The organism is Cupriavidus ulmosensis, assembly GCF_977008105.1.
Map to the genome: position 1 here is coordinate 4,086,749 of NZ_CDRMWP010000001.1, position 12,877 is coordinate 4,099,625.

The following is a 12,877-nucleotide window of genomic DNA, read 5'->3' on the forward strand; positions in this document are numbered from 1 at the left end:
GGAGACCACATGAGACGCCAGCGCAAAGCCAAGATCGTTGCCACGCTCGGCCCGGCCAGCACCGACATCGAGGTGATCCGGCAATTGTTCGAGGCCGGGGCCGACGTGTTCCGCCTGAACTTCAGCCACGGCTCGCACGAGGACCACCGCCGCCGCTACGACGCGGTGCGCCAGGTGGAGGCCGAGACCGGCCGGCCCATCGCCGTGCTGGCGGACCTGCAGGGACCGAAGCTGCGCATCGGCACCTTCGCCGCCGGCAAGGTGGCGGTGCGGGCCGGCGACGTGTTCGTGCTCGACAGCGACCCCAGCCCCGGCGACGCCACCCGCGTGCACCTGCCGCACCCGGAACTGTTCCGCGCGGCCGCGCCGGGGCAGTCGCTGCTGATCGACGACGGCAAGGTGCAGCTGAAGATCGAGTCGGTGGCCAGCGGCAGCATCGTCACGCGCGTGGTCAACCACGGCACGCTGTCCGACCGCAAGGGCGTCAACGTGCCCGACGCGGTGATCCCGATCCCAGCGCTGACCGAGAAGGACCGCAAGGACCTCGACTTCGCGCTGGCGCTGGGCGCGGACTGGATCGCGCTGTCGTTCGTGCAGCGCCCGGCCGACATCGTCGAGGCGCGCGAGATCATCGGCACGCGCGCCGGCGTGCTGTCCAAGATCGAGAAGCCGGCCGCGCTGCAGCAGCTGGAGGAGATCGTGCGCGTGTCCGACGCGGTGATGGTGGCGCGCGGCGACCTCGGCGTGGAGCTGCCGCCCGAGCGCGTGCCGGGCGTGCAGAAGCGCATCCTGCGCGTGTGCCGCCAGCACGGCAAACCCATCGTCATCGCCACGCAGATGCTGGAATCGATGATCGACTCGCCGGTGCCCACGCGCGCCGAAGCCTCCGACGTGGCCAGCGCGATCTACGACGGCGCCGACGCGGTGATGCTGTCGGCCGAGTCGGCCAACGGCCGCCACCCGGTGGCGGCGGTGGCCATCATGGACCGCATCATCGCCGAGGTGGAACGCGACCCGCTCTACCGCAACCTGCTCGACGCGCAGCACGAGGCGCCGCTGTCCACGCGCCAGGACGCGATCTGCGCGGCGCTGCGCGAGGTCACGCAGATCATCGGCGCGGTGGCCACCGTCACCTATACGTCGTCCGGCGCCACCGCGCTGCGCGCCGCGCGCGAGCGGCCATGCGCGCCGATCGTCAGCATCACGCCGAACCTGGAGATCGCGCGCCGGCTGGCCATCGCGTGGGGCGTGCATTCCACCGTGAGCCCGGACGTGCAGAGCGTGGACGAGATGGTGAACGCCGCCACCGGCGCGGCGCTGGCCGAGGGCTACGCGCAGGCCGGCGACCAGATCACCATCGCGGCGGGCATGCCGTTCGGCCAGGGCGGCACCACCAACCTGCTGCGCGTGGCCGAAGTCACGGGCGCCGCGCCGGCGCGCGCGCCGCTGGCGGCCGCGGCGGCGGTTACGGCCTGATACATCACTCCCGTTCGCTGGCTGCACCGCCGTTGCTATACTGACCGGCACGCCGTGGCGCACTGCGCGCCACGGCCACCGGACAGCCAGACAAGCCACACCAGCAACGCGGAGCCACCATGCGTCTCGATGACGAAGCCGAAAGCCAGAACGTAGAAGACCGCCGCGGAGGCGGAGGCGGATTCGGGGGCTTCGGCGCGGGGCCGAGGACGATCGGCATCGGCACCATCATCGTGGCGCTGGCGGCCTCCTATTTCTTCGGCATCGACCCCACCGTGATCATGCAGGGCGCCTCGGTGCTGCAGGGGCAGCAGCCGCAGACCCAGCAGCACGTGCCCAGCCATGCGCCCGCCAATGACCAGATGACGGTGTTCGTGCGCAAGGTGCTCGGCAACACCGAGCGCACCTGGTCGCACATCTTCGAGACCGACCTCAACCGCCGCTACGCGCCGCCCACGCTGGTGCTGTTTACCGGCGCCACGCCCACCGCGTGCGGCACCGGGCAGTCGGCGATGGGGCCGTTCTACTGCCCCGGCGACCAGAAGGTCTACATCGACCTGGCGTTCTACGACGAACTGCGCAAGCGCTTCGGCGCCGGCGGCGACTTCGCCCAGGCCTACGTGATCGCGCACGAAGTGGGCCACCACGTGCAGAACCTGCTGGGCGTGTCCGGCAAGGTGGACGCGGCGCGCCGCCGCATGGGCGAGGCGCAGGCCAACCAGCTCTCGGTGCGCGTGGAGCTGCAGGCCGACTGCCTGGCCGGCGTGTGGGCGGCCACCGCCGAGCGCATGAACCAGCAACTGCTCGAACCCGGCGACATCGAGGAAGGCCTGAAAGCCGCCGCCGCCATCGGCGACGACCGCCTGCAGCGCCAGGCGCAGGGCTACGTGGTACCGGAAGCCTTCACCCACGGCACCAGCGACCAGCGCGTGCGCTGGCTGCGCCAGGGCCTCGACAGCGGCGACATCCGCAAGTGCGACACCTTCGCCGCCAAGCAGCTCTGATGGCGCGCGCGCGAATGCGCGCACGAACGGCATCGACCGCGTTCAGGCGGGACGGGACAAGGCTGCGGGGAGATGAAACCGGGAACGGCGCGGAGGACGGCGGGACAGCAGGACAGCAGGACAGCGGGACAGCGGGGGAAAAATCACCCGCCCGGCGGGAGAGAGAAGGAGGAGGAGGTCAGCCGGGCGGGTGGGAGATAAAACGGTAGGACGGGGCGGCGGGCCCCTGACGCAAGACGGTCACCGAAGTGACCGCCAGGCGACACGGCGCATCGGGTCAGACCCGGTAGCCGTAGAGCGAGCCGTCGCCGGAACGCGCGTTGTCGAGCGAGGACGCCGCGATTTCGCCACCGGCCGCGCGCGCGCCTTCACTGAACGAATCGAACTTGCCCTGGCGGGCGCCGTCGGTGAACGGATCGAACTTGCCTTGGCGCAGGCCGTCGGTGAACGGGTCGAACTTGTCTTTCTTGGCGCCTTCCGTGTACACGTCGAACTTGCGCAGCGCGTCCGCATAGACTTCGAACTTGCCGACCTTGCTGCCGGCGGGAGCGGCCAGCGCCGCGGCCGACGAGGCCAGGATCAATACGCCTAAGGCGCTGCCAAGGATACGTTTGGCATTCATTTGGGACTCCTTCAACTGATCTATGTATTTTTTTGTCTGCCTTGCCATCGGCCGCGGCAATCTATGTTGCGCTGCGAGCACGAACTGAAGATTAGTGGTTCGGCCTGCAACGAGAAATACCGCTGCGACGAATGGTGCGTTGCGAGTCGTGAAACGCTGGAAGTCCGGACGAATGGCGCCTTTGCAGCGCGAACGGCGTGCGCGAGAAGCGAACGGCGGCGGCGAGCGGGTGGCGCAAGGGCCTCCCGAAAATGGCGCGCGATGGTGGCCGGCCGAGGCCGGAGGCGGGCTGGCGGGGATCGGGGGAAGCGCGCGAAGGGACCTCCGCGCCGCCGGCGCGACGCGGGCGGCGCGGGCCGGGAACCCCTGCCGGGGGCGTTCCCGTATCTGCGGAATGGCTCTGGAATGCGGCTGTTGCGCCGCCCGCGGGACTACAGCGTGAACTGGCCGTTGGCCTCGGGCTGGAACGACAGTTCGATGACCGTCACGCTCTGCTCGCGCCCGTCCGGCAGGCGATAGCTCACGGTCTGGCCGGCGCGCGCGCCCAGCAGCGCCTGCCCCACCGGCGACAGCACCGAGAGCCGGCCGGCGTCGAAATCGGCGGTGTCCGGATAGGCCAGCGTCCAGCGGCGCGGCGCCGCCTCGCCTTCCAGCGCGCACATCAGGCTGGAGTTCATCGTCACCACGTCCTTCGGAATGGCCTCGGCCGGCACGATGGCGGCGCGCGCGAGGATGCTGTCGAGCATCTCGGCCAGCGGCGCCGCGCCGGCGCGGCTGGCGATGCGCTCGAGGCGGGTGACGTCGAGCTCTGTCAGGTAAAGGGTCGGTTGCTGCTTGGATGAAGCCGTCATGGTGGATCCTCGCTAGGTGTCGGTGCGTGGACCCGGCCCGCGGGCGCGATCCGCGCGGGATCGGCCCGGCGCTGCCAGGTCAGGGAACAAGTCGGGCCGTCGGATGCGACGGAAAAACCGCGAACAGGGTGTGGCTCGGCCCGGTTCGGCGCTTACCTGCGTGCTGGGGAGACGTCAGGCGGTGAACCGGGCGGGATCAGGCGGTGCGCTGACCCGGCGGCAGGCGGTGGCCTGTTTGGCTTGCGCGCGCCGTGCCGGCGCCGCCCACGCGCGCGCGCCGGCCTGCCCGATACGGGCAGGCGTGGCGGCGGTCGGGACAAGGCGGCAGGGCATCATGCGTGCGGCAAAAGTGGGTGGGCAGTCCGGAGCGAGAGCGGCGAAACAACGGCGAAACAACGACGAAACGGCGGGGGGAAACAGCGGCAAGAACAACCGCGAAACAGCGTGCTTCCCCGAACCGGCGTGGCGCGCGGCGAGAGCGATGGCTCACTCGGCCGCCGCGGACCGGCTCGCCGGCACGCCGCATTCGCCGCTTTTCACCAGCATGGTGCGCGGCGGACAAAGGGGATCGTAGCACAGGCGCCGCCGTCTCTTAAGAAGGCGCCGGAGACGCCGGCAGGCGTCAATGATGGCCTTGGGGATGCGGATGGCATTCGCAGGCGGCGCCGGCCGCGGCCTGCTGGAGGTTCTGCAGGATGCCGCATTCGCTGGCGGGATGCTGTTGGCCGCCGCAGGTATGGCGCAGCGCCCGCAACTGGCCTTCCAGCGCCTCGAGCGCCACGCGCTGGGCGTGGATCTGCTCGATCTGGCGGTCCAGCAGCGCGTTGATGTCGTCGCAGGCGAGCGTGGGATCGCGCTCGAAGTCGCGCAGCCGCCGCACGTCCGACAGGCTCATGCCCAGCGAGCGGCAGTGCCGCACGAAATTGAGCTGCAGCAGATGGCCGTCGCCATAGCGGCGGTAGCCGTTGTCTTCGCGCTGGGGCGCGTCGAGCAGGCCCTCGCGCTCGTAGTAGCGGATGGTTTCCACGTCGCAGCCGCTGTGGCGGGACAGTTCACCGATTCTCATGCCGACTCCGGGTGATGCCTGCATCAGGCAAAAGACCCTGTAGTCGTTACAGGGTTGCCTTGAGTCTAGTCCATCGCGCCCGGTCCTGCCAGCGCGGCTCACGCCACGGCGGGGCCGCGCGCCTCGTCGCGCACGTGCAGCGCGCGCGGCGCGAAGGCCGCGCGCAGCACCTCCACCGCCAGCGCCGGCCGGGCCGCGCCGCACATGAACACGTCCACCGCGGCGAAGCCGTATTCCGGCCAGGTGTGGATGCTGATGTGCGACTCGCGCAGCAGCAGCACGCCGGTCACGCCCAGGCCCGGCCCGAAATGGCGGAAGCGCGCGTCCACCACGGTGGCGCCGGCGGCCTGCGCGGCCTGGTACAGCACGCGCTCGACCAGCGCGGCGTCGGCCAGCAGTTCGGCCGCCACGCCTTGCAGGTCGGCCAGCAGGTGGTGGCCGAGCACGGCCGGGCACGGCAGGGCCGGGGCGTTCATGGCTGCGCGCTCCGCCGGCTCATTTGTGGCCGCCGCCGGAGGACCAGCCGCTCGAGCCGGACGAGCCGCCGCCCCAGCCGCGCCCGCCCGAGTAGCCGGACGAGCCCGAGGAGCCGGAGCCCGCGCGGCCGGTGTCGCCGAGGTTGAAGAAGGTCGTGCCGAACAGCACGATGATGCCGTAGACGAGGTAAAGCAGACGCACGCTGACTCAGTCCTTTCCGGCCCAGCGCCGGACCAGCCAGATCGGCGCCCACAGCAGCAGGAAGCCGATCACGAGGGTGAACCAGCCCCGGCCCGTGACCAGGGCCACGGGCACGTTGAGGATGGCGAGAAGAATGGCGTAGACCTTGGCGCTCTTGCGGCAGAAGGCCAGGTCCGCGCTGCTGTCCGCGGGCCGCGCCGCCGGCAGCGCGCGCGCGGCCTGCGCCAGCCCCGGGCTGGACTTGAACCACTGCGCCACCTGCGCGCGCGCCACGGTGGTCGACAGGGTCCAGACGATCTCGGTGGCCGAGGTCTCGCGCGTGAGGCGCCGCGCCCGCTTGCCGTACTCGGTCAGGCGCGTGGTGTCGCCGGCCTGCACGCGCCAGTTGAAGGTGCCGGCCGCGTACAGCACCTCGCTCTGGTAGTCGTAGCCCTGCCGGAAGGTCTGGCCCTGGTAGCTCACGGCATCGCCGGACACCGTGCGCGGCCACGTGTCCAGCACCTCGACGCGGTCCCAGCCGTCCGCCTGCTCGACCAGCCACAGCAGGCCGCGCTGCTCGCTGAACAGCAGGTACTCGACCCAGGTGGAGGCTTCGTCCTCGTCGCGGTCGGTGCACTGCATCAGGCCCAGCACGGTGTACGGCGTGCCGTCGATGGTGCCGGTGTCGCCGGGCGCGAGGCTGGTCTGGAGGGCGTCGAGTTCGCGCTGCTTTTCCAGCACCAGCGCGGTCGAGGTGGTGCAGTCGATCTGGCTGTGGCAGCTCGGGCAGACCACGAAGCTGGCCACGCCGGCGCGGTAGGCGATCGGGCCGCCGCAGCCCGGGCAGGCCAGCGGCACGGCCTTGCCGCGGTAGCGGTCGGCGCTGCCGGCGATCTGCTCCTTGTCGCGCAGCAACTGGCACTTGAGCAGGTCCAGCGTGACCGCCGCGCCGGTGTAGACCGCGGGCGGGTAGCCGTCGGCGTAGTCGAGCGTGACGAAGCGGCCCTCGTCGCGGAAGTCCGCCACCTGCGCGGTCCAGCCCGCGCCGACCGCGAACGGCAGCTCGCCCTGGCCGCCGGTGCAGCGCGCGCTGCGCACGTCGCTGGCGAGGTAGCGGTGCTTGTCGAAGAACAGGCTCGCGCCCGGCGCGAGATGCTCGTACCGCGGCAGCGGCGCGCCGTCGAGCTGGGCTGCATCGAGCTGGGCTGCGCCGGCCTGCGCGCCGGCGGCATGGCGCCGCGTCAGCATGTACTGCCCGGAGGCGTCGGCCAGCCAGCCGTCGCTGCCGTCGTCGAACAGCAGGTACCACTCGTTCCACAGCCCGGCGTCGTAGCGCAACTGGATACGCCCGACCAGCGTGAAGCCCTGGCCGTCCCATTGCCCGCCGGTGCCGAGCTGCAGCGGCGTGTAGTCCTCCAGCACGGCGGACATCTTGCCGATGTCCCTGACCGTGTCCGCATCCTTGAGCAGCGTGCTGTGGCAGTACTCGCACACCACCATCACGGCGGCCGACGAGCGGAACGCCGCCGGCGCGCCGCAGCTTGGGCAGTTGATCTCTTGCATGCGCCGCGCGTCAGCCGACCAGTTTCTTCAGGATCTCGGCCTTGGCGTTGTCGAAGTCGGCCTGCGAGATCAGGCCCTTGTCGAGCAGGTCCTTGAGCTTCTGCAGGCGCGCGGCGGGGTCGTCGGCCGCCGGCGCAGCAGCCGCAGCAGCAGCCGGCGCGGCGGGAGGCACGGCCGGCGCGGGCGCGGCGGCGCCGAGCCCGCCCGCCATCGCCTGGCCCATCACGGCGCCGGCCGCGAGGCTCGCGCCCAGGCCCGCCACGCCGCCTTCGTTCTGCGCGGCCAGCGGGATCGAGCTGGCCACCTGGTACTGCGTGTACTTGGCCATATCGCCCATCATGCCCATCGAGATGCGCGTGTCGATGGCCTTCTGCAGTTCTTCCGGCAGCGACACGTTCGTCACCGCGAAATTGTCCAGCGCCACGCCGTAGCGCTCGAACTCGGGCGCGAGCCGCTCGCGGATGGTCTGCGACATCAGCGCCTGGTTGGCGGCCATGTCGAGGAACGGCAACGCGGCGCCGCCGAGCGTGGCGGTCATGGTGGCGACCAGCAGGTTGCGCAGCTGCTCCTCCACCTCGTCGCGCGTGTACTCGGCGCGCGTGCCGCTGATCTCGGTGTAGAACTTCGCCACGTCGGCGATCTTGTACGAGTACAGGCCGAACGCGCGCAGCCGCACCATGCCGAAATCGGCGTCGCGGATGGTGACGGGCTGCGCCGTGCCCCACTTGCGGCCGATCTGCAGGCGCGTGCTGAAGAAATACACGTCCGACTTGAAGGGCGACTCGAACAGCTTGTCCCAGTTCTTCAGGTAGGTCAGCACCGGCAGCGTCTGCGTGGTGAGCTTGTACATGCCGGGCCCGAACACGTCGGCGATCTTGCCTTCGTTGACGAACACCGCCATCTGCGACTCGCGCACGGTGAGGCTGCCGCCGTACTGGATTTCCATGTCCTCCATCGGGTGGCGCCAGGCCAGCACGCCATCGCTGTCCTCGGTCCACTGGATGATGTCGATGAACTGCTTCTTGATGAACGATCCGATGCTCATGGCAATCCCCAGGTTGCGCGATGTTTCAGGACAGGCAGGCGGCGTTGATGGCGCCGACCGTGACCGAGATGGCGCCCATCAGCCCGCCCATGCCGACGTTGTTCGATTCGATGGCCGCGTCCATGTCGGGCAGCGCGCGCGCCAGCCCGGCATAGGCCAGCGCCTGCACCAGCATGGCCCCGACCGCCCACAGCACGAACATCAGGAAGGTGTCGTTGTGCTGGATGCTGGACGACAGCGTGAAGCAGAAGCCGATCATCGCGCCCGACAGCGACAGCGCCGCCGCGAGGTTGCCCTGGCGGATCAGCGCGAACTCGCGGAACGGCGTGATCCTGGTGTAGACTCCGACGAACACGGCCAGCAGCGCCAGGCCGGCCAGCAGGTGCAGCACGTAAGCGTAGATGCCTTGCATCATCGATGTTCTCCGGCGGGTTCCGTGGCGCCGCGGCAAGCCGTCCGTTCAGCACGCATGATCCGTACAGGATGATGGGGACGGCCGCGCGGCGGCATGTAGTGCTCAGGTATGCGGCGCTCAGGTATGTGGCGCTCAAGTATATCGTCGTCCATTTACGTACATCGCAACAATTTGCAATCCGGCGGGCGCCATGCCGCCGGCCCGCGCCGGGCCGCCGCGCCGGCCCTCCCGTCCCTTCCCGTCCTTCTTCTCGCCTCTTGCCCGCTTCCCGCCCCCGCAACGCACCCGAACCGATGCGCGACCGTACCCTTGTTCTTTCGGTGTTGATCGTGGCGTCCTGCGGGCTCGGCTACGAGCTGATCGCCGGCGCCCTGTCCAGCTACCTGCTGGGCGACTCCATCCTCCAGTTCTCCTCGATCATCGGCTGCTACCTGTTCGCGATGGGCGTGGGCTCGTGGCTGTCGCGCTACGTGAAGGACGAGGACGTGCTGGCGCGCTTCATCGACATCGAGATCCTGATCGGCCTGCTCGGCGGCGTCTCGGCGGCGCTGCTGTTCGTGGTGTTCGCGTGGCTGTCGGCGCCGTTCCGCACCGCGCTCTACGCGCTGGTGTTCGTGCTCGGCGTGCTGGTCGGCATGGAGATCCCGCTGGTGATGCGCGTGCTCAACGCGCGCCGCAACGCCTTCAGCGAGCTGGTCAGCCGCGTGCTGACGTTCGACTACCTCGGCGCGCTGGCGGTGTCGCTGGTGTTCCCGCTGGTGCTGGCGCCGCGCCTGGGGCTGTCGCGCACGGGCTTCCTGTTCGGCATGCTCAACGCCGGCGTGGCGCTGGTCACGATCCACATCTTCCGCGCCGAGCTCAAGGCGGTGGTGCCGCGCCTGCTGCGTGCCTCGCTGGTGCTCGCGCTGCTGGCCGGCGGCTTCCTCGGCTCGGGGCAACTCACGCACTGGGCCGAGCGCGGCATGTTCGGCGACGAGATCATCCACAGCCAAAGCACGCCGTACCAGCGGCTGGTGATCACGCGCTGGAAGGACGACCTGCGCCTGTACATCAACGGCAACCTGCAGTTCTCCTCGCGCGACGAGCACCGCTACCACGAGGCGCTGGTGCACCCGCTGCTGCAGGCGCTGCCGTGGGCGCGCCGCGTGCTGGTGATCGGCGGCGGCGACGGCCTGGCCGCGCGCGAGATCCTCAAGCACCGCAACATCGAGCACGTCACGCTGGTGGACCTCGACCCCGCCATGACCACGCTGTTCTCGCGCAGCGCGCCGCTGGTGGCGCTGAACCGGGGCTCGCTCACCGACGCGCGCGTGCGCGTGGTCAACGCCGACGCCGCGCAATGGCTGGAGCAGCACGACGACATGTTCGACGCCATCGTGGTCGACCTGCCCGACCCGTCCAACTTCGGCCTCGGCAAGCTGTACTCGGTGCCGATGTACAGGCTGCTCGCGCACCATCTGGCCGAGAAGGGCTACGCGGTGGTGCAGTCCACCTCGCCGTACTTCGCGCCGCGCTCGTTCTGGGACATCGACGCCACGCTGCGCGAGGCCGGCCTGCATACCTGGCCCTATCACGCCTACGTGCCGTCGTTCGGCGAATGGGGCTTCATCCTGGCCGGCAAGCGCGCCGACTACACGCCGCCCACGCACTATGACGTGCCGATGAAATTCCTCGACGCCGACAGCACCGCGCTGATGTTCCGCTTCCCGGCCGACATGGCGCCGCGCGAGGCGCGCGCGAACCGGCTCAACGAGCAGACGCTGGTGCATGACTTCGAGCAGGACTGGCGCAATGTCATTCGCTAGCGCCGCGGCATCGACCGGCAGGAACACGGGCACGGAGCCGGCATGGACCGCCGCCGCTTCCTGATCGCGGCGGCGGGTACGGCGGGCACCGGCCTGCTGGCCGGCTGCGACCGGCTCGGCGACGAGGCGCGCCGCTTCCTGGCCGGCGTCGGCCTGCGCGAGCCGTGGCCCGCGGTGCTGCGCCCGGGCATGGCCGAAGGCCACGCGCTGCGCGACGCCGCGTCGTGGCCGGCGCCGCAGGACGAAATCGTGACCGAGGTCGCCATCCTCGGCGGCGGCGTGGCCGGCCTCAGCGCGGCCTGGCAACTGGCGCGCGCCGGCCTGCGCGACTTCCTGCTGGTCGAAGGCCCCGAGTTCGGCGGCAACGCGGCGGCGGGCCGCTTCGGCGAGCTCGGCTTTCCGCGCGGCGCGCACTACCTGCCGCTGCCCTCGCTCGAATCCGCCCACATCCGCGAGATGCTGGCCGACACCGGCGTGATCGCGCGCGACCCGTTCGGCGCGCGGCCCGAGTTCGACGAGCGCGCGCTGGTGCACGCGCCCGACGAGCGCCTGCTGTTCGACGGCAGGTGGCACGACGGCCTGCTGCCCAGCGAGGCGGTGGCCGGCGCGGAAGCGGCCCAGCACGCGCGTTTCCTCGCGCGCATGGCGCAGCTCAAGGACGCGCGCGGCGGCGACGGCCGCAAGGCGTTCGCGATTCCACTGGCGCTGGCGTCGCAGGACCCGGCCTGGACCGCGCTGGACCGGCAGAGCATGCGCCAGTGGATGGCCGCCGAGGGCTTCACCTCGCCCACGCTGCACGCCTATGTCGACTACTGCTGCCGCGACGACTACGGCGCCAGCCACGACGCGATCTCGGCCTGGGCCGGCGTGTATTACTTCGCCAGCCGCGCCGGCCACGCGGCCAACGCCGCCGACGGCGCCGTGCTGACGTGGCCCGACGGCCTGCACACGCTGGTCGCGCGGCTGGCCGCGCGCATCGACGCGCGCCGCGCCGGCGGCACACCGACCGGCAAGACCGGCACGCGGCCGTGGCGCCAGCCCGGCATGGCCGTGCAGGTGCGCGAGCACGGCCGCGAGGTCCGCGTGCTGTGCGCGCAATGGCCCGGCGGCACGGCCGCCGGCGCGCCGCACCTGTTCCGCATCCGCGCGCGCCGCGTGATCTGCGCCATGCCGCTGCACGTGGCCGCCCACGTGGCGCCGCTCGCCGCGTTCGGCTTCGACCCGGCGCGGCACCTGCCGCCGAGCGCGCCGTGGCTGGTGTCCAGCTTCCGCCTGCGCGGCTTCCCGGACGAGCGGCCCGGCGTGCCGCTGGCGTGGGACAACGTGGTGCACGGCGGGCGCGGCCTCGGCTACGTGGTCAGCACGCACCAGCTGATCCGGCAGGCCATGCCGGCCGACACGGTGTTTACCGCCTACTGCCCGCTCGATGCCGCCGCGGCGCCGGACATGGCGGCGGGCACCGCGCCGCGCGCGCCGGCCGACACGCGCCGCTGGCTCGCCGCCGCCGCCCCGGCCGAACTGATGGACTACGCCACCACCGACCTGCGCGCCGCCTACGGGCGCGCGTTCTGGCGCCATGCCGACGCGGCGGAGATCACCGTGCGCGGCCACGCGATGGCCTCGCCGCGCCCCGGCTTCCTCGCCAATGCCGGCGCCGCCGCGCTGCGCGACGCCGACGGGCGCATCCTGTTCGCGCATGCCGACCTGTCCGGTCTGTCCGTGTTCGAGGAAGCCGCGTGGTGGGGCACGCGCGCGGCGCGGCGCATCACCGGATGAGCCCGGCCGGGTGACGCCCGCCCCACCCCGGCGCGCGGCCGCATGCGTATTGCGGCATCCTGTAGAATTCCCGGCACGGTTTCGTGTCGAACCCTTCGATCCCGCGAACCTGAACCCGACGTCATCCTTCGTGCGCCCCATCCGCCTGTTGCTGCTGCTCCTGATGCTCGCCGTCATGCCCTTCCAGAGCTGGGCAGGCGCGGCCACGTGCGCGGGCGGCAACATCGGCGCGCCGCACGAACAGGCGTTCGCCGCCGCGGCCGATGAACGCGGCGGCGAAAGTGCCGCCCAGGCTGCCGCGATGCTTTCGGCATTCGATGCCGATGCCGACGCCGCCGCCGATCCCGCCGGCCAGGACACCGGCGACGCGAAGGACCCGGCCCAGGGCGGCGCCGACCTCGCCGAATCCCTGCTGCCCGCCGCGCCGCCGCGTTTCGCCGCCAGCCTCGCGCGCGGCAGCGCGCCCGCGCACCGCGCGGGCCTGCTGCCCGATCCCGACCTCCCCCTCCAGCAGCGCCCGCCCAGCGCCTGATTCCCCGCGCGCCGGCCCGGCGCGCACCTCGTTTCCCGCACCTTGCCGCCGGCACCCGTGCGCCG

13 protein-coding genes are annotated in these 12,877 nt (G+C 71.3%); 5 read left to right on the forward strand and 8 right to left on the reverse strand.

Annotation, left to right across the window (positions count from 1 at the left end):
• The first annotated feature begins 9 nt into the window (after positions 1 to 9).
• Positions 10 to 1,476 (forward strand): pyruvate kinase, encoded by a 1,467-nt coding sequence (pyk, locus tag ACWTPI_RS18920; protein ID WP_454732336.1) that lies wholly within the window; start codon positions 10 to 12, stop codon positions 1,474 to 1,476.
• Between the two features lie 119 nt (positions 1,477 to 1,595).
• A complete protein-coding gene (ypfJ, locus tag ACWTPI_RS18925) occupies positions 1,596 to 2,480 on the forward strand; it encodes a KPN_02809 family neutral zinc metallopeptidase (protein ID WP_020200384.1) in 885 nt (294 codons plus the stop codon).
• A gap of 277 nt (positions 2,481 to 2,757) precedes the next feature.
• Here ypfJ and ACWTPI_RS18930 read toward each other — a convergent pair whose 3' ends face one another.
• The 8 genes from ACWTPI_RS18930 to ACWTPI_RS18965 all read right to left on the reverse strand — a co-directional run bounded on the left by ACWTPI_RS18930 (position 2,758) and on the right by ACWTPI_RS18965 (position 8,696).
• Entirely contained in the window at positions 2,758 to 3,102 is a 345-nt protein-coding gene (locus ACWTPI_RS18930) for a hypothetical protein (protein ID WP_029043047.1), read from the reverse strand.
• Positions 3,103 to 3,533: 431 nt separating this feature from the next.
• Positions 3,534 to 3,953: a nucleoside diphosphate kinase regulator gene (gene rnk, locus ACWTPI_RS18935; RefSeq protein WP_020200386.1), complete on the reverse strand. Its 420-nt coding sequence runs from the start codon at positions 3,951 to 3,953 to the stop codon at positions 3,534 to 3,536.
• A 622-nt stretch (positions 3,954 to 4,575) separates the two neighbouring features.
• Positions 4,576 to 5,019 (reverse strand): Cd(II)/Pb(II)-responsive transcriptional regulator, encoded by a 444-nt coding sequence (locus tag ACWTPI_RS18940; protein WP_020200387.1) that lies wholly within the window; start codon positions 5,017 to 5,019, stop codon positions 4,576 to 4,578.
• A 98-nt stretch (positions 5,020 to 5,117) separates the two neighbouring features.
• The gene (speD, locus tag ACWTPI_RS18945) at positions 5,118 to 5,495 is read right to left on the reverse strand and encodes an adenosylmethionine decarboxylase (protein ID WP_020200388.1); all 378 of its coding nucleotides are present in this window, start codon (positions 5,493 to 5,495) and stop codon (positions 5,118 to 5,120) included.
• A gap of 19 nt (positions 5,496 to 5,514) precedes the next feature.
• Positions 5,515 to 5,697, reverse strand: a complete 183-nt coding sequence (locus ACWTPI_RS18950; RefSeq protein ID WP_020200389.1) for a hypothetical protein — start codon at positions 5,695 to 5,697, stop codon at positions 5,515 to 5,517.
• 6 nt (positions 5,698 to 5,703) lie between these two features.
• Positions 5,704 to 7,239, reverse strand: a complete 1,536-nt coding sequence (locus ACWTPI_RS18955; protein WP_454732337.1) for a DUF4178 domain-containing protein — start codon at positions 7,237 to 7,239, stop codon at positions 5,704 to 5,706.
• A 10-nt stretch (positions 7,240 to 7,249) separates the two neighbouring features.
• The gene (locus ACWTPI_RS18960; RefSeq protein ID WP_454732338.1) at positions 7,250 to 8,284 is read right to left on the reverse strand and encodes an SPFH domain-containing protein; all 1,035 of its coding nucleotides are present in this window, start codon (positions 8,282 to 8,284) and stop codon (positions 7,250 to 7,252) included.
• 25 nt (positions 8,285 to 8,309) lie between these two features.
• Positions 8,310 to 8,696 (reverse strand): DUF350 domain-containing protein, encoded by a 387-nt coding sequence (locus ACWTPI_RS18965; protein WP_029043048.1) that lies wholly within the window; start codon positions 8,694 to 8,696, stop codon positions 8,310 to 8,312.
• A gap of 296 nt (positions 8,697 to 8,992) precedes the next feature.
• On the opposite strand from ACWTPI_RS18965, the gene ACWTPI_RS18970 reads away from it, so the two are divergent.
• From ACWTPI_RS18970 to ACWTPI_RS18980, 3 genes are read left to right on the forward strand one after another with little or no spacing between them, the layout of a single operon-like run.
• Complete coding sequence (locus ACWTPI_RS18970) at positions 8,993 to 10,504, forward strand: polyamine aminopropyltransferase (RefSeq protein ID WP_059410881.1); 1,512 nt, start codon at positions 8,993 to 8,995, stop codon at positions 10,502 to 10,504.
• 42 nt (positions 10,505 to 10,546) lie between these two features.
• On the forward strand, positions 10,547 to 12,280 hold the full coding sequence (locus ACWTPI_RS18975) for an NAD(P)-binding protein (RefSeq protein WP_454732339.1): 1,734 nt from the start codon (positions 10,547 to 10,549) through the stop codon (positions 12,278 to 12,280).
• Between the two features lie 10 nt (positions 12,281 to 12,290).
• On the forward strand, positions 12,291 to 12,812 hold the full coding sequence (locus ACWTPI_RS18980; RefSeq protein ID WP_454732340.1) for a hypothetical protein: 522 nt from the start codon (positions 12,291 to 12,293) through the stop codon (positions 12,810 to 12,812).
• The last annotated feature ends 65 nt before the right edge of the window (positions 12,813 to 12,877 follow it).

Bases quoted from the DNA above. Each gene is read 5' to 3' on its own strand.
- pyk (WP_454732336.1), top strand. From the start codon at position 10: ATGAGACGCCAGCGCAAAGCCAAGATCGTTGCCACGCTCGGCCCGGCC.
- ypfJ (WP_020200384.1), top strand. From the start codon at position 1,596: ATGCGTCTCGATGACGAAGCCGAAAGCCAGAACGTAGAAGACCGCCGC.
- ACWTPI_RS18930 (WP_029043047.1), bottom strand. From the start codon at position 3,102: ATGAATGCCAAACGTATCCTTGGCAGCGCCTTAGGCGTATTGATCCTG.
- rnk (WP_020200386.1), bottom strand. From the start codon at position 3,953: ATGACGGCTTCATCCAAGCAGCAACCGACCCTTTACCTGACAGAGCTC.
- ACWTPI_RS18940 (WP_020200387.1), bottom strand. From the start codon at position 5,019: ATGAGAATCGGTGAACTGTCCCGCCACAGCGGCTGCGACGTGGAAACC.
- speD (WP_020200388.1), bottom strand. From the start codon at position 5,495: ATGAACGCCCCGGCCCTGCCGTGCCCGGCCGTGCTCGGCCACCACCTG.
- ACWTPI_RS18955 (WP_454732337.1), bottom strand. From the start codon at position 7,239: ATGCAAGAGATCAACTGCCCAAGCTGCGGCGCGCCGGCGGCGTTCCGC.
- ACWTPI_RS18960 (WP_454732338.1), bottom strand. From the start codon at position 8,284: ATGAGCATCGGATCGTTCATCAAGAAGCAGTTCATCGACATCATCCAG.
- ACWTPI_RS18965 (WP_029043048.1), bottom strand. From the start codon at position 8,696: ATGCAAGGCATCTACGCTTACGTGCTGCACCTGCTGGCCGGCCTGGCG.
- ACWTPI_RS18970 (WP_059410881.1), top strand. From the start codon at position 8,993: ATGCGCGACCGTACCCTTGTTCTTTCGGTGTTGATCGTGGCGTCCTGC.
- ACWTPI_RS18975 (WP_454732339.1), top strand. From the start codon at position 10,547: ATGGACCGCCGCCGCTTCCTGATCGCGGCGGCGGGTACGGCGGGCACC.